The sequence below is a fragment of the Frateuria sp. sgz306004 genome (genome assembly GCF_057750885.1).
In genome coordinates this window covers 518,899-540,280 of record NZ_JBYLFE010000003.1, presented here as the reverse complement: position 1 = coordinate 540,280, position 21,382 = coordinate 518,899, and the positions used below count along the sequence as shown (strand labels likewise).

The 21,382-nt window shown below is 63.2% G+C and carries 14 protein-coding genes and 1 pseudogene; 6 read left to right on the top strand and 9 right to left on the bottom strand.

Going from position 1 to position 21,382, the window contains the following annotated elements; all coding sequences use genetic code 11:
- Positions 1-52: 52 nt before the first annotated feature.
- The 3 genes and pseudogenes from AC3G2C_RS08635 to AC3G2C_RS08625 form a co-directional block, all read right to left on the bottom strand.
- Positions 53-3,973 (bottom strand): Ig-like domain-containing protein, encoded by a 3,921-nt coding sequence (locus AC3G2C_RS08635; protein ID WP_488384214.1) that lies wholly within the window; start codon positions 3,971-3,973, stop codon positions 53-55.
- Positions 3,974-4,284: 311 nt separating this feature from the next.
- The gene (locus tag AC3G2C_RS08630; protein WP_488384285.1) at positions 4,285-8,979 is read right to left on the bottom strand and encodes an Ig-like domain-containing protein; all 4,695 of its coding nucleotides are present in this window, start codon (positions 8,977-8,979) and stop codon (positions 4,285-4,287) included.
- Between the two features lie 241 nt (positions 8,980-9,220).
- A pseudogene (locus AC3G2C_RS08625) lies at positions 9,221-9,955 on the bottom strand (Ig-like domain-containing protein); the annotation flags it as partial.
- 333 nt (positions 9,956-10,288) lie between these two features.
- Here AC3G2C_RS08625 and AC3G2C_RS08620 point away from each other — a divergent pair.
- Complete coding sequence (locus AC3G2C_RS08620) at positions 10,289-10,417, top strand: hypothetical protein (protein WP_488384213.1); 129 nt, start codon at positions 10,289-10,291, stop codon at positions 10,415-10,417.
- A gap of 744 nt (positions 10,418-11,161) precedes the next feature.
- On the opposite strand, the gene AC3G2C_RS08615 is transcribed toward AC3G2C_RS08620, so the two are convergent.
- Positions 11,162-11,512, bottom strand: a complete 351-nt coding sequence (locus tag AC3G2C_RS08615) for a hypothetical protein (protein WP_488384212.1) — start codon at positions 11,510-11,512, stop codon at positions 11,162-11,164.
- A gap of 44 nt (positions 11,513-11,556) precedes the next feature.
- Here AC3G2C_RS08615 and AC3G2C_RS08610 point away from each other — a divergent pair, with 44 nt between their 5' ends.
- Together AC3G2C_RS08610 and AC3G2C_RS08605 are read left to right on the top strand one after the other, a co-directional pair.
- Entirely contained in the window at positions 11,557-13,026 is a 1,470-nt protein-coding gene (locus AC3G2C_RS08610) for a TolC family protein (protein WP_488384211.1), read from the top strand.
- A gap of 1 nt (position 13,027) precedes the next feature.
- Entirely contained in the window at positions 13,028-13,738 is a 711-nt protein-coding gene (locus AC3G2C_RS08605; protein ID WP_488384210.1) for a TerC family protein, read from the top strand.
- Positions 13,739-13,791: 53 nt separating this feature from the next.
- Here the strand turns inward: AC3G2C_RS08605 and AC3G2C_RS08600 are convergent, their stop codons facing one another.
- From AC3G2C_RS08600 to AC3G2C_RS08585, 4 genes are all read right to left on the bottom strand, one after another.
- Positions 13,792-14,295, bottom strand: coding sequence for a TPM domain-containing protein (locus AC3G2C_RS08600; protein ID WP_488384209.1), 504 nt, complete (start codon positions 14,293-14,295; stop codon positions 13,792-13,794).
- Position 14,296: 1 nt separating this feature from the next.
- Complete coding sequence (locus tag AC3G2C_RS08595) at positions 14,297-15,205, bottom strand: TPM domain-containing protein (protein WP_488384208.1); 909 nt, start codon at positions 15,203-15,205, stop codon at positions 14,297-14,299.
- A 1-nt stretch (position 15,206) separates the two neighbouring features.
- The gene (locus AC3G2C_RS08590; RefSeq protein WP_488384207.1) at positions 15,207-15,824 is read right to left on the bottom strand and encodes a LemA family protein; all 618 of its coding nucleotides are present in this window, start codon (positions 15,822-15,824) and stop codon (positions 15,207-15,209) included.
- A gap of 77 nt (positions 15,825-15,901) precedes the next feature.
- The gene (locus AC3G2C_RS08585) at positions 15,902-16,273 is read right to left on the bottom strand and encodes a diacylglycerol kinase (protein WP_488384206.1); all 372 of its coding nucleotides are present in this window, start codon (positions 16,271-16,273) and stop codon (positions 15,902-15,904) included.
- Between the two features lie 223 nt (positions 16,274-16,496).
- Between AC3G2C_RS08585 and AC3G2C_RS08580 the strand changes: the two genes are divergently transcribed.
- From AC3G2C_RS08580 to AC3G2C_RS08570, 3 genes are all read left to right on the top strand, one after another.
- Positions 16,497-18,038, top strand: coding sequence for a peptide MFS transporter (locus AC3G2C_RS08580; protein WP_488384205.1), 1,542 nt, complete (start codon positions 16,497-16,499; stop codon positions 18,036-18,038).
- A gap of 111 nt (positions 18,039-18,149) precedes the next feature.
- Positions 18,150-19,430 (top strand): ATP-binding protein, encoded by a 1,281-nt coding sequence (locus tag AC3G2C_RS08575; RefSeq protein ID WP_488384204.1) that lies wholly within the window; start codon positions 18,150-18,152, stop codon positions 19,428-19,430.
- A gap of 151 nt (positions 19,431-19,581) precedes the next feature.
- Complete coding sequence (locus AC3G2C_RS08570) at positions 19,582-20,145, top strand: response regulator transcription factor (RefSeq protein WP_488384203.1); 564 nt, start codon at positions 19,582-19,584, stop codon at positions 20,143-20,145.
- Between the two features lie 54 nt (positions 20,146-20,199).
- Here the strand turns inward: AC3G2C_RS08570 and AC3G2C_RS08565 are convergent, their stop codons facing one another.
- A complete protein-coding gene (locus tag AC3G2C_RS08565) occupies positions 20,200-21,195 on the bottom strand; it encodes an isoaspartyl peptidase/L-asparaginase family protein (RefSeq protein WP_488384284.1) in 996 nt (331 codons plus the stop codon).
- Between the last annotated feature and the right edge of the window lie 187 nt (positions 21,196-21,382).

The following is a 21,382-nucleotide window of genomic DNA, read 5'->3' as shown; positions in this document are numbered from 1 at the left end:
TGCTGTCGAGCAACGACTCGACACAACGCCGAGCCGTTGACCGCAAAACTCATCAAGCCAGATGCACCTGCACGTCTTGCTGCACCAGCGCGTCGGTGTTGAGCAGCGCGTTGTGATAGACGGTGTAGGAAACGCCATCCATCGCCACCGTGCCGCCCTGTGCCCACGGGCCGACATCCGTGCCGTCCTTGAGCACGTGCGACAGCTCCAACGTGTCGGTGGCATCGCCCTTCACCAGCATCTGCGTCGCGTGGTCGGCCACGAACAGATCCTTGCCACCCAGGTCCAGCACGTCACCGGCCGTGAGCTTGAGCGTGTTACCGCCCTCCTTCCCCAGGTCGATCACCTCCACGCCGCTGACCTTGCCGGTCACCAGCGAGAAGTCCAGCACCTGATGCGTGCCCGTGAGCGCCAGCGTATCGATGCCACCATGGCCGTCGATGCGGGTGCCTTCGCCATCAAGCGTGTGGACGTCCGCCACCGTCATGGTGTCATTGCCATCCGTGCCGTCTGCCGCTACATGTGCCGTCACCTGGATGGTCTGCACTGACGGCGCAGGCGCAACACCTTCCTGCATGACGCCCGGTAACACCTGCGCTGAATCCGGCGAAACCGCATGCGCGTTGTCCGCGGCCGGCGCTGCGCCATCTCCCGGCTGCGATGCCGACGGCGCCTCTGCCATTGCCGGACGGTGCTCCGCCGACGATACCGGATCATCCGAGTGATCAACCGTAAGCCCAGGCACCACATCGATCATCGGCTCGCTCATCGGCTCCATAACTTGGGCCGAGAACGGGGTCGTGGCGTACTTCATGGCCTCGTCGCCCCACCAGAGATCAAAAAGATTTCCTCCGGCGTCACCAGCAGTACCACCAGTGTTTTCATAGCCCATACGGATTATGAAAGAGGTAATCAGGCGGCCCGCAGGGGCAAGAAAAGTGTAACGGCCGCCAAGATGACTGTCGGGCGCAATCGCTTGAGTAGCAAAGAGGACGCCATTTTGATCGTAAAAATCAATGAGATTAGGGTCCGTCGCCACCTTGCCATGGAAATCCAAATAAGTGAATGAAATCGCGTTGGTGGGGCCCGAAGTCATTGTGAATCTGTAAGAGCTATCGCAAGAAAGAAAGAGACCGGTTACTCCTATCGTCGGAGCAATTTTTTGAGATATGGGGCCCTGCGTAATCTGCGTGAGTTTCACGCCAGATGCATAGGTGAATGACTCCCCTACAGCCAGCTGTCTCTTGTAGTCCGTATCAAATGACTCAAAGCCAGATGTGCTTGCCGCTACCACCGTAATGTTAAAGGCCGTTGAAGTTGCCGAGTTGCCGGCTGCATCGGTGGCTGTCACAGAGAACGCATGGCCACCAAGGACCAGATCGTTCTGCGGAGTGAACTGCCAGTCTCCGGAAGCATTGGCCTTGGTGCTGCCCAGCACGATGGAACCGTCCTTGACGACCACCACCGAACCGGCTTCGGCCTTGCCCATCAGTCTGGGTTTCGTATCATCCGTCGAAGCGCCATTACCAAAGATCCCCTGCTCCTTGCCCACAGTATCCACGAAACTGGTGATCGTAGGCTGCGCAATGACGCTATCTACCGTTACCGTCCACGACGCGCCCAGTTCGCTGGTGTTGCCAGCAAGGTCCACTTGCTTGGCGGTAAAGACGTGCGAACCCTCGTTCAGCGCCGTACCGGGCTGGAACGACCAGGTGCCATCGGACAGTACCGTTGCCGTGCCGAGGTAGCCGCCGTTGTCGTACACCGAGACCGTGGCACCCTTCTCACCGGTACCCTTGATAAGCGGCCTGTTGTCGTTGGTCAGACCGTTGTTACCAATCGCACCCACGATACCGCCCGCTACGGCGTCGATGACGCCGGTGATCACCGGTGCGAGTGCAGTCAAGTCCACCGTCACCGTCCAGGCCGTGCTCAGCGGGCTGGTGTTACCCGCCAGGCTAACCTGGGAGGCCGTAAAGTCGTGCTTGGCTTCCGACAGTGCCGTGGTGACGTTGTATGACCAGGTGCCATCGGTCTGCACAATCGCCGTGCCTAGCGCCTTGCCGTTGTCGTACACGGTCACCGTCGCGCCCTTTTCACCCGTGCCCTTGATCACCGGCTTGGTGTCGTCGGTGACACCGTTGTTGGCCACCTGACCCGTGATGCTGCCCACCGCGTCGTTGACGCTGGTGATCACCGGCGCGGTAGCGACGGTGTCCACCACGTTGAGGCTCCAGCTGTTGCCGGTCTGCGTATTGCCTGCCAGGTCCTTCTGCTGCACGACTAGCGTATGACTGCCGTTGCTCAGCGGCGCGCTCGGATGCACCGTCCAGTTGCCGCTGCCATCCACGATGGCCGAGCCCACCCGCGTGGCGCCGTCGTACACGCTCACTGTGGCGCCTACCTTACCGGTGCCCGAGAGGATCGGCTTGGTGTCGTCCGTGGTGCCGCCATTGGCTACCGCGCCCGTCACTGCGCCCACCTGGTCCAGCACCTGCTTAATGGCCGGGGCCGTGCTAGCGGCGTCGATCGTGAAGCTCCAGCTGTTACCGGTCTGCGCGTTGCCCGCCAGGTCCTTCTGCTGCACCGTCAGCGTGTGGAGGCCATTGCTCAGCGTGCGACTCACCGGCAACTCCCACGTGCCATCGTCTTCCACGATGGTTCTGCCGATCAGGGTGTCTCCTTCGTAGATGCTCACGGTGGCGCCAGCCTTACCGGTGCCCGAGAGCAAAGGCCTCGCGTCGTCGGTTACGCCACCGTCGAGCACGGCACCCGTCTCCACACCGATCTGATCGAGCACCTGGGTGATCGCTGGCACAGCGCCGGCGGTATCGATGGTGATCGACCATTTATCACCGACCGGGCTGGTGTTGCCGACGAGGTCCGTCTGGTTGGTCGTGAACTCGTGCCAGCCATCCGCCCGTGGCTGACTGATCTCGTAGGTCCAATGACCGGTGGAATCGACTACGACCGACCCCATCGACTCTCCGTTGTCATACACGTTCACTGTGGCGCCGGCCTTACCCGTACCCACGAGCTTGGGTTTGTTATCGTCCGTGACACCGTGGTCGAGCACGGGGCCCTTCATCGAGCCCACCGCGTCCAGCACGGCGGTGATGCGCGATACGCCCAGCGGCTGACTGTCGATGACGATAGCCCATGGATCGCTTAAACCACCGCTGTTTCCCAGCGGGTCCATGCTGCCCACTCGAATGCTGTGCGGGCCGTCCGCCAACGGTTCGGAGGGCGAGAACTGCCAATTGCCCTCTCCGTCGGCAACGACGATACCGACGACCGCGCCGTCGTCGAAGATCAGGATCAGGTTCCAAGCTGGACCATGACCGGACAGCACCGGGCGAGCTTCATCGGTGATATCGCCGTCCTTCATGGCCCCCTGGCGCTGACCGGAATAGTCCATCATCGTATCGATAGTGGGCGCGCCGGGGGCCGCGGTCGCCACGGCCAGCGCCGGCGCCATCGTCGTCGCAACGTCCGCCTGCGACTCATGGCTCGGCGCAGTCGTGGACGCAATGGTCACGGGTGCGGACGCGACGGGCGTCGTCCCTGCGGCTTCCTGCAGGACCACCTCTTCGGACGCCTCGCTGGCCGCAAGAATCGCTTCGGCCTTCGCGACGGGGTCGATCCCGCGATGGGTCACCGACGGCGCTTGCGAGGCCACGCGCAGCTCTTCCAGCGCACGGGCGGGCATATCGTTCACCACTTCCGGCGCCAGTACGCAGGATACAGCCTCCGATGCCGAGGCCTGGTGGCTCACCTCGGCCGGTACGGCGTAGGCGTGCAATTGGCCATCCGTATCCAGACCCTGCAGTGCGCTAGGCGAATGGTTGTAGTAGTCGTGAATGATCAGTTGCGGATCATCCGCCTTGCCATGGCCGCTTACATGCAGCTGTTGCCCCACCCGCTTGAGCAGCAGCGATGAGGGACCGTGACCCTGCCGGCCATCGGCCAGCACGTAGCGGCCTTGCGGGAAGGCCGTGAACTGCAGAGGCATGCCCGGACGGGTAAGACCCAGATCGAAGGTCCAGGGGGTCAGGTGATCGTCGACGACGATGAGCTTTAGGGAGGAGGTAGTCACGACAAATATATCCACAAGAATGAATTGGGGCGGGTGCCACGGACGGGGCACCCCAAAAAAAGCGGGTAAGAAAAAGGAACTGCGCGGGGTTTTCGATCAATGGACAACGATGGCGGCCGAACGGTAAGGCTCGTTCCGACGTGTGCGTGCTGTGCCCGGTGAACTCACCGGGCACAGCGCCTTGGGTATTACACGAGGTGCGTGTGGATCTCCTGCTGTACCAACGCGTCGGTGTTGAGCAGCGCGTTGTGATAGACGGTGTAGGAGGCGCCATCCATCGCCACCGTGCCGCCCTGCGTCCACGGGCCGACATCCGTGCCGTCCTTGAGCACGTGCGACAGCTCCAGCGTGGCGCTGGCGTCGCCCTTCACCAGCATCTGCGTGGCGTGGTCGGCCACGAACAAGTCCTTGCCGCCCAGGTCCAGCACATCGCCTGCCGTGAGCTTGAACGTGTTGCCATGCTCAGCGCTCAGGTCGATCACCGCCGCACTTGCCTTGCCAGCCAATGCGCTGAAGTCAAGCACCTGATGCGTGTCCGCAAAGACCAACGCGTCGATGCCGCCATGGTGCGGTGCCAAGCCATTCGCGGCCGGCTCGTGCTCGACCATCGTGCTGACCTGCATCGCCTCCGCCGGCATCGCAAACGCCGACGGTGCCACGTTCACCGTAACGCCCGACTGCACCAGCACTTCACCACCCGTAAGGTCGTTGGTGTAGACGTTGTAGCTCACGCTATCCACCGTGGCCGTGCCCGCGCCCGTCCACGTGCCCGCGCCACCCATGGCCAGGCCCGACAGGCTCACCACGTCGCCGGCATCGCCCTTCACCATCAACTGCACGTGTCCATCCGCGCGGAAGGCGTTGATGCTGCCCAGGTTCAACACGTCGTCGATCGCGAGCTTGAGCGTGTTGTTGCCCGTGCCCGTGATGTCGATCACTTCGATGCCGCTGAGCTTCTGCACGCCACCGCTGTTGAGTGCGGTGACATCCAGCACCTGGCCCGCACCGGTGAGCTTGAGCGTGTCGATGCCCGACCCACCATGCACACCCGACGTGCCCAACAGGCTGGGATCGGCCACAGTGAACACCGTGTCGCTGTTACTGCCGTAATAGTCACCCGAGCCGGCCACCACGCTCTGCGTCGTCGCCTGCGCCTGCGTACTCAGCACGCCATTCAACTGGATGTTGTCGAACGTCACGCCGTCGACGCCCCGGCCGGTAGCGATCGTCAGGGAGTAGAACAGCTCGCCATTCGGGGTCGCATACGAAATACGATGCGCCTCGAAGCGGTCGTCGTTCAACGTCAGCTTGCCCACCTGCTGGCCGTTCTGGTCGAAGAACGTGACGATCGTGGGGCCAAAGCCCTGGGACTGCAGGTTACCCAGGTCAAAGGCGATGGACGAGGCCGGACCCGCAAGCAGGTCGATCCTGGCCGTACCGCTGACCAGCAGGCGCGAGGTGTCGTTCTTCTCATTGCCCGAGGTGTCACCCGAGATCACACCCGTTGCCACGCCAGCCGGCGAGTCGGTCACGGCGGTGATGCGCAGGCCACCCATGTCGAACACGTCACCCTTCTTCAGGTAGCCATTCGTGCTGAGGCCCTCGAAGTCGTAGAACTGCGTCGCCGTGGTCACGCCCATGGATGCATTGCCGGCCTGGTCCACCACATAGGCCATGAGGCCCGTGGCTACCGGTGCCTGCGCCTGCGGCACCAGTAGGCTCGCCGTACCCGAGGCGATGTCCGCCGCCGTGAGGGTGTGCTGGAACGTCTTGCCAGCCGCGCAGACCATCAACACGTCACCGGCCTTCGCACCACCAGCCGCCAGCGACACGGTGACGGTCATCGAGCCATTGTCGCGCCAGGCGGTATCCATGCCCGTGAGGGTGCTCGGTGGCGTCGTGTCCAACACGATCGCCTGCGTTTCCAACCCGCCACTGAGGCCCGAGGCACTGACGACACGCGTCTGCACCACCCAGTCGCTGCTATGGGCATTCGGGTCGGTGACGAACCACGTGCCATTGGCGTTGACCGTGGCATTCACCCACGTCGTACCACCGTCGGTGCTCACCTGCACCCTGTCGCCTGCCTGCGGGCTGCGCGACAAGTGGCCAGTGATCAGACGCCCGGCCGAACCGTCGTTGGTCAACAAGTCGGTGGAGGAGAGACCGCTGTCCTTGCCAATGGTGTCGATCAGGGCGGTAGTGGTTATCACCGATTCCACGGTGAGGTTCCAACTGTTGCCGCTCTGCGTGTTACCTGCCAAGTCCTCCTGCTGCACGCTCAGCGTGTGGGGGCCATCGGCCAGCGGATCGCTCGGATACACTGTCCATTGGCCATTGCCATCGACGATGGCCGAGCCCACCAGCGTTTTGCCGTCGAACACGCTCACCGTGGCACCGACCTTACCAGTACCCGAGAGGGTCGGCTTGGTGTCGTCAGTAGTCGCGCCGTCCTTCAGCGGGCCCGTTACCGATCCGACGGCGTCCATCACCTCAATGATGACCGGCAGGACCGCGCCGCCCGCATCCAACGTGAAATTGAACGGAGGGGTACTCTCGGGGCTGACGTTGCCCGCCTTGTCGGTCGCCGTCACGGTCAGCTCATGACCACCGTTGCTCAGCGGCTCGCTCGGCTGCAGCGTCCAGGAACCGTCCCGATCGGCTGTGGTCGAACCGATCAGCTCGCCACTGTCGTACACCTTCACCGTCGAGCCGGCTTCGGCCTTGCCGCTGATCACCGGATGGGCATCATCGGTCACATCGCCACGGTTCAGCGGGCCGGTCTTGTCGCCCACGTTGTCGGTCACCACGTCGATGCTCGGCTTGGCCGGCGGTGTGGTGTCCACGATGATGATGATCGGATCGCTCGGATCGCTCTCGTTGCCCGCCGGATCGGTCTCGATCACTTCCAGCTTGTGTTCGCCATCGGGGAGCCCAGTTTCCGGCGTGAACGTCCAGTTGCCGTTTTCGTCGACCACGGTAGTGCCGAGTATCTCGCCGTTGTCGATGATGGTGATGGTGTCGCCCGGGTCGCCCTTGCCATTCAAGGTCGGGGTGTTGTCGTCGGTGGATTCGCCATTGCCGACCGGGCCGGTCACGTCGCCCACGTTGTCGATGACCTCGACGCCTTCCGGCTTCGCCGGCTGCACCGTGTCCACGATCACGAGCCACGGCTTGCTCTTCTCGCTCACGTTGCCGGCCGGGTCGGTTTCGGTCACCTCGAACTTATGCGGACCATCCGGCAGCGGGGTGGTCGGCTTGAACGACCACTCGCCCGAGCCGTCGACCACTACGCTACCGATCGGATTGCCGTTATCGATGATGGTGATGAGGTCGCCCGGCTCACCCTTGCCGACCAGCACCGGCGTGGTGTCGTCGGTGGAGTTGCCATCGGGGATCGAGCCCTGCTTGTCGCCCACGTTGTCGAGGATGTCGCCGATATGCGGCTGGCTCGGGGCGGTGGTATCGATCACCAGCTCGAAGCCTGCCGTCGGTGCGCTCTCGCCCGACACCGGGGTGGTCACCGTTGCCGTGATGGTGTGCTTGCCTTCGGTCAGGTCGACGTTCGGCGTGAGGCTCCACTTGCCATCGGCGCCGGCCACGACCGAGCCGACCGACTGGCCGTCCACGTACACGGTCACCGTGCCGTTCGGCGTGGCCTTGCCGGTGATTTCCGGACGCTTGTCATCCGTGCTCTGCCCCGAGATCAGCGCACCCGTGACCGAGCCCACATGGTCCACGACCTGGTTCAGCGCAATCGCCACGCCGGAGGTGTCCACCACCAGCGGGAACGGCGCACTCTTCTCGCTCTCGTTACCGGCTGCGTCGGTCGCCGTCACTTCCAGATTATGGTTGCCATCGGTCAGCGGCTTTGCTGGACGCAGCGTCCAGTTGCCGTCCTTGTCGGCGGTGGTCGAGCCGATCGGCTCGCCGTTGTCGTACACCGTCACTGTCGAGCCCGGCTCCGCCTTGCCCGAGAGGGTCGGGTTGGCATCGTCCGTCGTATCGTTCTTGTGCAGCGGGCCGGTAACCTGGCCGACGGCGTCGATCACATCGGTGATGCTCGGCGCATCCGGTGCCACGGTGTCCACCACAAACGGGTGCCCACCGGACGGCACGCTCTTGTTGCCCGTGGCGTCTTCGGCCTGCGCCGTAATCGTGTGCTGGCCGTCGGTCAGCTTTTCGGTCGGGATGACGCTCCACTTGCCATCCGGGCCCACCGTGGCGGTGCCCAGCAGCTTGTCGCCGTTGTCGTACACGTAGATGGTCTGGCCCGGCTTCGCCGTGCCCTGGATCTCCGGACGTGCGTCGTCGGTCACGCCGTTGGGCATGATGTTGCCGGTGATCGCACCCACGTGGTCGATCACACCGGTGATGGCCGGCGCGCTCGGCACGCCACCCGCATCCAGCGTGAAGTCGAACGGATCGCTCGGATCGCTCTTGTTACCGGCCGCATCGGTCGCCGTCACCGTCAGTTCGTGACCACCGTTGCTCAGCGGCGTGCTCGGCTGCAGCGTCCAGGTACCGTCCGGACCGGCCGTGGTCGAACCGATCAGCTTGCCGTTGTCGTACACGTTCACCGTCGAGCCGGGGTCCGCCTTGCCGCTGATCACCGGACGGGCATCATCGGTCACATCGCCACGGTTGAGCGGGCCAGTCTTGTCGCCCACGTTGTCGGTCACCACGTCGATGCTCGGCTTGGCCGGCGGTGTGGTGTCCACGATGATGATGATCGGATCGCTCGGATCGCTCTCGTTGCCCGCCGGATCGGTCTCGATCACTTCCAGCTTGTGTTCGCCATCGGGGAGCCCAGTTTCCGGCGTGAACGTCCAGTTGCCGTTTTCGTCCACCACGGTGGTGCCGATCACGTTGCCGTTGTCGATGATGGTGATGGTGTCGCCGGGGTCGCCCTTGCCATTGATCGTGGGCTTGTTGNACCACGGTGGTGCCGATCACGTTGCCGTTGTCGATGATGGTGATGGTGTCGCCGGGGTCGCCCTTGCCATTGATCGTGGGCTTGTTGTCGTCGGTTGCGTCACCGTTGGTGAGCGGACCCGTCTTGTCGCCCACGTGATCGATCACCTCGCCGATTTCCGGCTTGGCCGGCGGCGTGGTGTCCACGATGATGATGATCGGCTCGCTCGGCTCGCTCTTGTTGCCCGCCGGATCGGTCTCGATCACTTCCAGCTTGTGCTCGCCATCGGGCAGCGGCGTTTCCGGCGTGAATGTCCAGTTGCCGTTTTTGTCCACGATCGTGGTGCCGATCACGTTGCCGTTGTCGATGATGGTGATGGTGTCGCCCGGGTCGCCCTTGCCATTGATCGTGGGCTTGTTGTCGTCGGTTGCTTCACCGTTGGTGAGCGGACCCGTCTTGTCGCCCACGTGATCGATCACCTCGCCGATTTCCGGCTTGGCCGGCGGCGTGGTGTCCACGATGATGATGATCGGCTCGCTTGGCTCGCTCTTGTTGCCGTTCGGATCGGTTTCGATCACTTCGAGCTTGTGCTCGCCCTCGGTGAGCGGCTCTTCCGGCCTGAACGTCCAGTTGCCGTTCTCGTCCACCACCGTGCTACCGATAACGTTGCCGTTATCGATGATGGTGATGGTGTCGCCCGGGTTGCCCTTGCCGCCCAGGGTTGGCCGGGTATCGTCCGTGGAGTGGCCGTTTTCGACCAATCCGGTTTTGTCGCCAACGTTGTCGATGATCTGGTTGATGCTCGGCTGCTGTACCTCATTCTCGACTTCCTTGGCCGGCGGCAGAGGTTGCGGCTTGGGCTTCACGCCGCCATGGCCACCCTGGATCAAGCCAGCGCCAACGCTACCCAGTGCCCCCAGCCCGATCACGCCGAGACCCAGCATGTTCATGCCACCCGCCATCGCGCCACCGAGCAGGGCCAGCGGCACGCCAGCTACCGCATCGCGCCCCAATACCTGCGCTGCGTCCACGTCGTTCAGCAGCGCAGCAATCTGGTGCGAATCTTCCGCATCGCTCGCTACGTAGGCGTGGTACTGGCCGTCTTCGCCCAGACCGATCAGCTGCTCGTCGTTGGTTTCGTAGTAGCCGTCGATGACGAGTTCGGGATCATCGACCGAACCGCCCTCCAGGATCACATGAAGATCCTTGCCCACACGCTTGACCGTAATGTTCTGGGGGCCAAAGCCATGCTCACCGGCCATCAGCACGTACTTGCCATGAGCAAGTGCCTTCAAGTGCACGGGCTGCCCCGGCTTGCCGGCGCGGAGGTCGAGGGTTTGAACTACACGCTGGCCGTCAACGACAACGAGCTTTACGGTCTGATCGATCACGAGGGTCTTTCCTGAAGGGGATAATTTCGATGACGGGCGACATCCCCGTCTGTTTTCAAATGCGGAAACGGCGCATTGCGATCAAACGCTGCGCCGACAAAATCGGTTACAACATCAGCTCTTGCTCTAAGCAAACCGGGTTGAACTCCAATCCCGAACTACAGATAAAGCGACACATGAGCCCCCTGACCCATGCGTCGCTCCTGTTACTGGGATGCTCACGTGCCGGACAGCCGTCGCCGTGACTCACCACCTTTGCAATTCTTTTCATTACACACAGACCATCGACGAGATCGAGAAGGACGCCATAGCCATAGGTTTTTTGGTTATCTCAAGGCCGAGCGTGTGCCCGTGTTCTTGAGCCAAACGCACTGCCGCGATGAAACAAGCATTGCTTTTCGTCACGCCCAACCAGGACGAAACGAGTTGTACGGGTTTGTCGAAGCTGCGATTTTTCTAGCCAATCGGCGCATCGCCAGTAGGACAGGTCTGACATTTCAACGAGCTTTGTCTTACTCCTCAAAGGGCAGGCCAACCAGCGTTATAAACACGGCGGGCCTTGCGAACATGACAACTCACAGCAACCGCGGGCCGCGATCTTGCTCGCAGCGAAGAGCGATCTCCATCGGAGAATTCTTGGTCTTTGCCTGAGCATGAATGGCGCTCACTTGCCGGTAAGGCGAGCAAGAACTTTCTTAAATCACTCGACATGGGACCGGGGCTACAGCGGCCACTGTTGCAGTATCGGGCACTTCCCGATCAACCTTCCGCCTGCTTGCGCGTCACCGCACGGCGATCCAAGTGAAGGATATGGCCTGAAGAAATGTGAGATTTCGCTGGCACTTGATCAATTGAGACATGATCGACATACAGAGAAGAGGTCACGGGATTAATCGCTGACCTTTGTCGCCAGCCAAATGTCGCTATCGCCACCGCCAGGTCGCGATGCCCGTCATGCTCCGCGCTCTCTCGACATTGCGGGTCAAGACACGACGCAATGAATGCGACAAGGTACCGAACTATTTCATCCTTGTCTGACAGAGTGGTCTGACTATCCAACCCATCATTGGCGCCCCACACGGACAGCACGATGCGCGCATTCAGCGCCATGCTGGCCCGTTTAATTTTTCAATTGCCCTTTGATGGTTTCAGTCATGCACACCATGCCGTCCCTTCGCGCTACGCCTAAGCGTGGCAACGCCTCCACCAAAATTGCATTCATCAAGCGCCCGCTCACTGCAATCATCGGACTCTCCATTGCCCTGGCTACCGCCTCGGCCAGTGCGCAAACCAAACCGAGCCAAGGCGCACCCGCCGGCGCTGCACCACTCAACACCAAAGTCCCGGCGTCCGCTGCGCGCAATTCACTAACCGCCCGCATGCCTCTTGCCACTTCGGCAACGGGCAACGTCGTCGCCGTCGATCCTCGCCCGGCGCTGCTTAGCGCCATGGAGGCCGCCATCGGTCGCAGCCCTGGCCTGCTTCAGGCCGATGCGGAATACCGCGCCGCCAAGGCGGACGTGAGCGAAGTGAAGGGCCAGCGCTGGCCGCAAGTACAGATCAGCTCTCAGACGAACGCCGTCACCGTGGGCGGCCCCAAGGACGATACAGCCAGCAACCGCGGCCAGATGGCCATCAATATCAATACCAATGTGTACGACTGGGGGCGCGTGAGCAAACTGGTAGGCAGCCGCTCGCAGCTCGTGGAGGCTGGTCTTCAGCACTACAACGCCGAGATGGACAACACGGCATATCAGGTGGCTTCGTACATGACCGACTTGGCCAAGCAGCGCCAACTCGTGTCGATCAGCGAAGAATATGTCACCCGCATGACTGAGCTGGTGAGGATGCTCGGCGATATCGTGCAGGTCGACAAGGGTCGCGCGAGCGAATTGACCCAAGCCAAGGCACGTCTGCTGCAGGCCGAGGCGATGCGCGATGACGCGCAGGCCAAGGCTCGCAATGTCGAGATCAACCTGCGCAAGCTGATCGGCGACCGCCCGCTTTCGCTGCCCGCATCCACGGTGTGGAATGTCACCCAGGCGCCTGTGGATAGCTTGCTGGGCAAGATGGACGACCACCCCTCTCTGCTGCAGGCTCACGCCGAAGCCGAGTCTGCGCGCCTGTATGCCGGAGCGGTCAAGGCTGCAGCACTCCCCGCGTTGAACTGGCAGGTAAGCAAGGCTACCGGCCGGGATATCTATGGTCGCCAACAAGGCGTGCAGACGATGCTCACGCTCAACTGGAACGCATTCCAGGGTGGCTCGGCGCGCGCGGCGCATCTGGCGGCCATTCAGCACGCCGAGGCCAGCGAGCACAAGCTGGACCAACAGCGTCTCGATATCGAAACCGCAATCCGCGCCGCGCATGACGACGCCAAGTCGCTGCTCGGCCGCGCGAGCCTCTACGCCAACTTGTCCACCGAAACCGATACGGTGCGCAAGGCGTTCTTTGACCAGTGGTATCACCTGGGTCGTCGCACGTTGCTGGACGTGCTCATTGCCGAAAGCGAGTACTACGGTAACCGTATGAGCGAAGTGCAGAGCCGCTTCGATGGTTATCAGGCCGTGTTCCGCGAGTATGCGAGCGCGGGCGAGCTAGTCCGTTGGATGAAGGGCCACTGACATGATCGAAATGCTCGCCGCCCTACCCTGGGGTGCTCTCTTTCAGATCATCCTGATCGATCTACTGTTAGGCGGCGACAACGCGGTGGTGATTGCACTGGCCTGCCGGAATCTTCCGGCGGCGCAGCGCAATCGCGCCATCGCATGGGGCACCGCCGGTGCGATCGTTTTGCGACTCGCGATGGTGTCGGTCGCCGTCGTACTGATGGATGTCGCCGGCATCAAGCTGGTCGGCGGCCTTCTGTTGGCGTGGATCGGCATCAAGCTGCTGGCACCCGGGGACGACGACGCACAAGATGTGCAGGGTTCCAAGCAACTGCTGCAGGCGATCAAGACCATCGTCATCGCCGACGTGGTCATGAGCCTGGACAACGTGATTGCGGTGGCCGGTGCCGCGCAGTCGGCGAGTACCAGCCATCACATTCCGTTGGTTACCTTCGGCCTGCTGGTCAGCATCCCCATCATTGTCTACGGCAGTCGCCTGGTGCTCTACGTGATGGACCGCCTGCCCGCCATTGTCGGGCTGTGCGCAGCGTTGCTTGGCTGGATTGCGGGCGGCTTGATGGTGAACGATGGCGCCGTGCGTCCGTGGTTCGCGCCACGCGAAGAGGTCGCCACGCTGGCTGCACAAGTAAGCATGGCTGGCTTGGTTGTATTGGCCGGATGGATACTCCGGCGCCGCGCGCCGAAGAAAGTGCGCGGCCAAGCCTGATAGAGCGCTTTGACTGCGCCCGGCGCGTAGAACATCGCCGGGCGCAGTGGTTATTACAGCAACACTGGCCGATCCGGCAACTCGTCGGGATTGGCCTTGTCGTTGCCGGGGAAATGGCGCTTGAGTAGGGCATGCGCTTCGGCAATGCCCTCCAGGCAACCCTCGCGCCACTCGCCTCGCGCGAAATGGGCGAGCATATGGTCGCGAATCGCATCCCACTCAGCTTGTTCCACCACGGCTGCAATGCCGCGATCGGCGACGATCACCACGCGGTGCTCGGCCATCAGCAGGTAGAACAGCACGCCACTGTTGTGCTCGGTATCCCATACGTGCAACTGGGCGAACACTTGGCGGGCGCGTCGTGGTGCATCCATGCCCGCCAGCACCACGCCGGGCGCCAAGCGCGACTCCATGGCAAAGCAGATTTCGCCACGATGCTCGCGCTCACCCTTGGCGATGGCCTGCGTCATGTCATCCAGCAGAGCCTTGGGAAATCGGCGCCGCATCTGGAACCAGCCGTCGAACAGGTTCATCAGCAGTCGTTGCATGCGCGCCATGTCACCAGCTCCCCGATGAACCGCCGCCGCCGAAGCTGCCGCCGCCACCGCTGAATCCACCACCACCGCCGAAGCCGCCGCCTCCACCGCCGCCCCAGCCTCCAAACCCACCGCCGCCGAAGCCGCCAAAACCGCCCCAGCCTCCGCCACCAATCGACCGACCGCCGCCACCCGGCAGCAGCATCATCACGCCGCCGATCAACGCGCCGAAGATGCCCGCCCCTGTCGACGCCGCGAGCAACCAGATCAGGCCACCGGTAATGACCGCACCAAATGGCGTGCGCAGCCACACCGTGGTACTGCCGAAGATGCTGCGCAGGAAGATGCCGACAAAGATCGCCACCAGCACCACCTGGCCAAACGGGAAGCCCGAACGCCGGCGGCTCGCGCCCTCCACCGGCGGCGGCAGCGACTCACCATTGACCAGCTGCGTCAGCGCACCCACGGCGTCGCTGACACCGCCGTAGTAATCATTGGTTCGGAACTTGGGGGCGATGTACTCGCGGATGATGCGCGCCGTGGCCGCGTCGGGTACCGCGCCCTCCAGGCCGTAACCCACCTCGATGCGCACGCGCCGATCGTTCTTGGCCACCAGCAGCAAGAGGCCGTCGTCCGTGCCCTTGCGGCCGATCTTGTTGGCCTCGGCCACCGCCAGTGAGTACTCGGCGATGTCTTCCGGCTGCGTCGTCGGCACCATCAGCACCACCAACTGCGCGCCCTTGGCTTTCTCCAGGGACACCAGCTGGGCATCGAGCTGATCGATCTGTTGTGGCGTGAAGGTGCCGGTTAGGTCGGTAACGTGCCGCGTGAGCGTGGGCACGGCCGGCGTGTCATCTGCCGCATGCAGCCATGTTGACGACAGCAACGCTATCGCCAACACCAGCCACGGGCGCACCACGCGCCGCATCATGTCAGTGTGCCGAGGCAGGCGCTGCTGGCGCGCCACCGAAGTTCACTGTCGGCGCCGTGGAAATGGCCTTCTCGTTCTCCACCGTAAAGTTCGGCTTGACCTGGTAGCCGAAGATCTTGGCGGTGAGATTGTTCGGGAAGGTGCGGATCATGCTGTTGTACTGCTGCACCGCCTGCACGTAGCGATTACGCGCCACGGTAATGCGGTTCTCGGTGCCTTCCAGCTGTGCCTGCAGGTTCTGGAACAGGCCGTCCGCCTTGAGCTGGGGGTAGTTCTCGCTCACCACCATCAGGCGCGAGAGCGCGCTGGACAACTGACCCTGCGCCTGCTGGAACTCCTGCAGCTTCTGCGGATCGTTCAGCGCGTCGGGCGACAACTGCATCGTGCCCACCTTGGCACGCGCGTTGGTCACTTCGGTGAGCACCTTTTCCTCGTGCTGGGTGTAACCCTTCACGGTGTTGACCAGGTTGGGCACCAAGTCGGCGCGGCGCTGGTATTGGTTGATCACTTCGGACCAGGCCGCCTTGACCGCCTCGTCCTGGCGCTGAATGGCGTTGTAGCCGCAGCCCGATAGCGCCGCAGCGACCAGCAGCAATGCGAGGTTACGAAGAAGTTTCATGGGGGTGCTCCGATCCAGTGGAGCCACCATTGCAGCATTCCGCCGCTACCGGCGCAATCTTGCGAAAGGGGTGGCGCTCAGAACCAGCGCGGCCAGAGGATCAGGCCCCACGTAAGGCCGGTGAGCATCAAGAGCAGGAACACGGCCGCCGACCCCATGTCCTTGGCGCGGCCAGCGAGTTCGTGGAATTCCGGGCTGACCTTGTCCACCACGGCTTCCACCGCCGAATTGAGCAGTTCGGCCGAGAGCACCAGCACCGGCGGCAGCACCAGGGCAATCTTTTCCAGCGGGCCATTGCCCAGCCACAGCCCCAGCGGCACCAGCACCACGGCGATGCATACCTCCAGCCGGAACGAGGCCTCGTGGCGCCAGCCGGCGCGCAGCCCCTTCATCGACCACTTGAAGGCATTCCAGATTTGTCGGGGTCCGCGGAAGCCTGTTGCGGCCATGGATGTGTCCTCGTTCGCGCTGCCCAGCCACTTGGCTTCAAGGCCGCGGGCACAAGCCGCGCATGATGCCACAAGCACCGCAGGCGCAGGATCCTGCGTGCGGCGGTGCAACGGCACCTGAATGACAGATGGGTTACCCTTGCCCACTTTGTGACCCGGTTCCGGGTTGCACCCGCCGGTCGCCAAACGCGGCCGTTGTCAGAACCGCAGTACGGACAATCGAATGGCAATTCAGAATCCACCGGTCTCCCAGACCCGCTCGTTCAGCACGGTGTTCCTGATCGAGATGTGGGAGCGCTTCGGCTTCTACGGCATGCAGGTGTTGATGGTCACCTACATGATGAAGAAGCTTGGCTTCATCGATACCAAGGCCAACCTGGTGTGGGGCGCAGCGGCCGCCCTGATCTACGCCACGCCCGCCATTGGCGGCTGGGTCGGCGACAAGCTCATCGGTACCCGTCGCACCATGGTTGTCGGTGCCGTGGTGCTGGCCCTGGGCTATGCGATGCTGTGGATTCCCTCCAACAACCCCACACTGCTGTACACCGCGCTTGGCGTGATCATCGTGGGCAACGGCTTCTTCAAGCCCAACGCCGGCAACCTCGTGCGCAAGATCTACGAGGGTGACGACACCCGCATCGACAGCGCATTCACCATTTACTACATGGCGGTGAACATCGGCTCGATGGTCTCCATGACCGCCACGCCGTGGATTCGCAACTACGTGGGCGCCCACTACGGCGATGCAATGGGCTGGCATACCGCCTTCGGCGCCTGCGCCGTAGGCTTGGTACTGGGCCTGGTCAATTATTCGCTGATGCACCGCACGCTGGCGCACATCGGCTCGGCGCCGGACGAGCAGCCTGTCCAGGCCAAGCGCGTGCTGGCACTCGTGGTCGCTTCGCTGGTGATCGTTGCCGTTGCCGCCTTTATCCTGCAGAGCCTGCTCGCCGCCAAGATTTGCGTGTATCTGGCAGGCGTGGTGATCCTCGGCATCTTCGTGCACTTGATCCGCAACGCGGAAAAGAGCGAGCGCGCCGGCCTTATCGCCGCGCTGGTGCTTACCGTGCAAACGATCTTCTTTTTCATCTTCTACGCGCAGATGGCGACCTCGCTGAATCTGTTCGCGCAGAAGAACGTGAATCTGCAACAGGACTTCAACCTGGGCTTCACCCAGTTCCACATCACCTGGATTCCCGAGCAATACCAGAACCTCAATGCGATCTGGATCGTGATCCTCAGCCCCGTGCTGGTAGCGATCTACAACGGCCTGGGCCGCGTGGGCAAGGACCCGTCGGTCGCCGCCAAGTTCGCCCTGGGTTTTGCCGCCGTGGCGCTGGGCTTTTTCATGTACGGCTTTGGCGCGATGAGCGCCGTGAACGGTCAGGTTTCATCGTGGACCATGATCTGGGGCTACGGCCTTTACTCGCTGGGTGAGCTGCTGGTAAGCGGCTTGGGGCTCGCGATGATTGCCCGCTACGTGCCGGCTCGCATGGGCGGCTTCATGATGGGCGCCTACTACGTGGCCGTGGGCATTTCGCAGTACCTGGGCAGCGTGGTGGCGAACTTCGCCGCCATGCCGGAGAACATCTCCAGCCCGGTCGAGTCGCTCAACATCTACGTGGGACTGTTCGACAAGCTGGGCTTCGTCGGCATTGCCTGCACCGTCATCGCCTTGGTGATGTTGCCGCTGATGAACCGCCTCTCGCGCAGCCATGCTGAGGCGCACACGCCGCTGCCGGCCGTGCACAGCGAAGAAGTCTGATCGATCGTGTCGCCGCGCCGCCGATTCAGGTGGCGCACTCGCGGGCCGGAGCATCCTCGTGATCTCCGGCCCGCTGCATTTCAGGTGCCCGAATCCGCTAGCATCGCGGCCATGAAAGCATCGACCAGTCGCCAACGCATTGGCCCACGCACCCTCTTCCGCAGCCTGGCCTGGCTGCGCATCTGTGCCATCGCCGGCCAAAGCACCGCTGTGCTGGTGTGCGCCCTATGGATGGAGCTGAACATCCCGCTGCTGCCGTTGATGGTGGGCATCGGGTTGCTCGCCGTGTTTGCGGTGTTCGCCGCATGGCGCCTCACCCAGCCCTGGCCCATCAAGCAGTGGGAGACGATTCTGCATGTGGGTGTGGATACGCTGGTACTGGGCTACCTGCTGCATTTCACCGGGGGCGCCAGCAACCCATTCATCACGCTATTGCTCATTCCCATCGCGCTGAGCGCGGCGGCGCTATCCGTTGGGGCGGTGCTGGCCGTTGCCGCGCTGGTCGGTTTGGCGTACCTCGTGCTGCTGTTCTGGTACGTGCCCCTGCCCGTAACACCCATCCCAGCATCGGCCACCGGCGGCTTCTCGCTGCACGTGCTGGGCATGGGCGTGAACTTCGTGATCATGGCGGTGTTGCTGGGCTTCTTCATCAATCGACTCGCTCGCGCCGTGCGCCTGCAGCAACTCGACATGCAGCGTGTGCGCGAACGCGCCCTGCGCGATGAAGGCATTCTCGCCATCGCCACCCAGGCGGCCGGTGCCGCGCACGAACTCAATACGCCCCTGGCGACCATGCGCACCCTGCTGCCGGAGCTGCGTCGCGAACACGCTGACGATGCCGCGCTGGCCGACGACCTGGCCCTGCTCGAAGGCCAGGTGGATCGTTGCCGCACCATCCTTCGCGAAATGGTGGCCTTCGGCAAAGCCCAGCTTTCGCAGGTGCCCGAGCAAATCACCCTGGCAAGTTTCATCCATGGATGCCTAGAGCGCTTTCAGCTGTTGCGCCCAGAGGCCGACCTGGAGCTAGTCATGACCGAGGCCGACGCGCGCACGCAACTGCGCACGCCGCGCGGCCTGCGCCATGCGCTCATTAACCTGCTGAACAATGCCGTGGATGCCTCCGCGCTCAACCAGTCCCAGGCCGTGTCGCTCACCGCGCGCTGCGACCAAGGGTGGCTGGAGCTGATCGTGCGCGACTACGGCCCGGGGTTTACACCGACGGGCGAACTTGCCGTGCTGGGCCAGTCACAGAAGCAGACTGGCCTGGGCATTGGCCTGGCGCTGGCGGAAGCCACCGCCGAACGACTGGAGGGGCAGTTGACCGCCGACAACACCGGCAATGGCGCCATGATGATCCTGCGCCTGCCACTGGCGGTGATCGCCGCCGGCTGAGGGCGTGGATGCGGCGTGCGCGAGCCGGCAAGGGTTCGTGAACCGGCGCGCCACTGTGGCGAAGGGCCCCTGTGGCAGAAGGCCACATGTGCATGCTTTGTCGCACCAAGCGACAATATCGGCAGTCGGCTCCGTGCCGTTGGAGAACCCCATGAGTGACCAGCAACTCCTGATCGTCGATGACGATGCCACCTTCGCCCGCGTGCTCGCCCGCGCCCTGGGTTCACGCGGATTCGAGGTAATCACCGCCAGCAACGCCGACGAGGCCCGCGCCCTCACTCGCCGCCACCAGCCACGCTACTGCGTGCTCGACCTCAAGCTGGGCGAAGAGAACGGCCTGCGCTTGATCCCCGAGCTGCAAGCCTTGGTGCCGGAAATCCGCGTGCTACTGCTGACCGGCTACGCCTCCATCGCTACCGCGGTGGAAGCCATCAAGCGCGGCGCCCACGACTACCTGGCCAAGCCGGTGGACGCCGACGCCGTAGTGCGCGCCCTGCTCGACGGGGATACCCATGCCGCCGATGACGAAGTGCTGGATGCGCCGGAAGCCCCGTTGGCGCTGCGTCGCCTGGAGTGGGAACACATCCAGCGCGTACTCACCGAGTGTGACGGCAACATCTCCGAAACGGCCCGCCGCCTGGGCATGCACCGCCGTACCTTGCAGCGAAAGCTGAGCAAGCATCCGGTGCGCGAGCGTCCCGACGGCGACGATTGAGCGCCACCGCACCAGGCCGACCTTTCAGGTTGACCTGGCGCCGGTTTGCAAATCTCAGGGTTGTGAAGCGCTGTCGGCGGCTGCCGGCAGCGGCTCGCCCGTACCGTCGTTCTCGTCGCCATAGATCGCCACATGCGGCACGCCGTCCGCACCGATCCAGCCGCGATACATGCCATCGGTGTTGAAGGGCATCGTGACATGCCCCTCGCCATCCAGTGCAATGGCGCCCCCATTGCCGCCCATGGACGGAATTTCCTGGTTGATCACTTCGGCCGCCGCGCGGCGCAACGGCACGCGCATCTGCGTCACGCGCATGCAGATTTCGTGCGCGGCCACCGTGCGCATATAGAACTCACCCCAGCCCGTGCCGGATACGGCGCAGCCGGAATTGGCATAAGTCCCTGCACCGATGATGGGGGAGTCGCCCACGCGCCCCCAGCGCTTGTCCGTCATGCCGCCCGTGGAGGTGCCTGCCGCCAGATGGCCTTGCGCATCCAGCGCCACCGCACCCACGGTGCCAAAGTGTTTGGCCGTCTCGACGTCCGAATGCTTGGCATGCTCGGCATCTTCCTTCAGTGCCTTTTGAAGCTGCTGCCAACGCTCTTCCGTACGGAAATAGGCGGGATCGACAAAATCGATTCCCACGGACTTGGCGAACTCTTCCGCTCCATCGCCCACCAGCATCACATGCGATGACTTTTCCATCACCGCCCGCGCCAGCAGGATCGGGTTCTTGATCCGATGCACGCCAGCCACCGAGCCGGCGTCCAGCGTGGCGCCATCCATGATCGCGGCGTCCAGCTCGTTCTTGCCGTCATGAGTGAACACCGAGCCCTTGCCGGCGTTGAAGTTGGGGTCGTCCTCCAGCACCACGATGGCCGCGGCCACGGCATCCACAGCCGTCTTGCCCGCCTTGAGCTGGGCGTAACCGTCCTTCAGCGCTTGCGTCAGCGCAGCACGCACGGCCTTTTCGCGGGCCGGGCTCATTTCCCGCTTGATGACCCCAGCCCCTCCATGGATCACCAGCACAGGCGATGCCGCATGGCTCATGGACACGATCCCCAGCGCCGCCACAGCGGCGACAAGACGGATGGACTTCACAAAGAGCACTCCCCAGCAAACTGAGGGAAAGTATAGCCAGCCCGCCCTCCATGCTCATCCGGATGGTGTTTGTGGCCCTGTCAAGGCGCGTTGCGACCTTCGTACAGCATGAGCGGTCACCATTCCGTCGTATCCT

Bases quoted from the DNA above. Each gene is read 5' to 3' on its own strand.
- AC3G2C_RS08620 (WP_488384213.1), top strand. From the start codon at position 10,289: ATGAGCAAGTGCCTTCAAGTGCACGGGCTGCCCCGGCTTGCCGGCGCG.
- AC3G2C_RS08615 (WP_488384212.1), bottom strand. From the start codon at position 11,512: ATGGCGCTGAATGCGCGCATCGTGCTGTCCGTGTGGGGCGCCAATGAT.
- AC3G2C_RS08610 (WP_488384211.1), top strand. From the start codon at position 11,557: ATGCACACCATGCCGTCCCTTCGCGCTACGCCTAAGCGTGGCAACGCC.
- AC3G2C_RS08605 (WP_488384210.1), top strand. From the start codon at position 13,028: ATGATCGAAATGCTCGCCGCCCTACCCTGGGGTGCTCTCTTTCAGATC.
- AC3G2C_RS08600 (WP_488384209.1), bottom strand. From the start codon at position 14,295: ATGGCGCGCATGCAACGACTGCTGATGAACCTGTTCGACGGCTGGTTC.
- AC3G2C_RS08595 (WP_488384208.1), bottom strand. From the start codon at position 15,205: ATGATGCGGCGCGTGGTGCGCCCGTGGCTGGTGTTGGCGATAGCGTTG.
- AC3G2C_RS08590 (WP_488384207.1), bottom strand. From the start codon at position 15,824: ATGAAACTTCTTCGTAACCTCGCATTGCTGCTGGTCGCTGCGGCGCTA.
- AC3G2C_RS08585 (WP_488384206.1), bottom strand. From the start codon at position 16,273: ATGGCCGCAACAGGCTTCCGCGGACCCCGACAAATCTGGAATGCCTTC.
- AC3G2C_RS08580 (WP_488384205.1), top strand. From the start codon at position 16,497: ATGGCAATTCAGAATCCACCGGTCTCCCAGACCCGCTCGTTCAGCACG.
- AC3G2C_RS08575 (WP_488384204.1), top strand. From the start codon at position 18,150: ATGAAAGCATCGACCAGTCGCCAACGCATTGGCCCACGCACCCTCTTC.
- AC3G2C_RS08570 (WP_488384203.1), top strand. From the start codon at position 19,582: ATGAGTGACCAGCAACTCCTGATCGTCGATGACGATGCCACCTTCGCC.
- AC3G2C_RS08565 (WP_488384284.1), bottom strand. From the start codon at position 21,195: ATGAGCCATGCGGCATCGCCTGTGCTGGTGATCCATGGAGGGGCTGGG.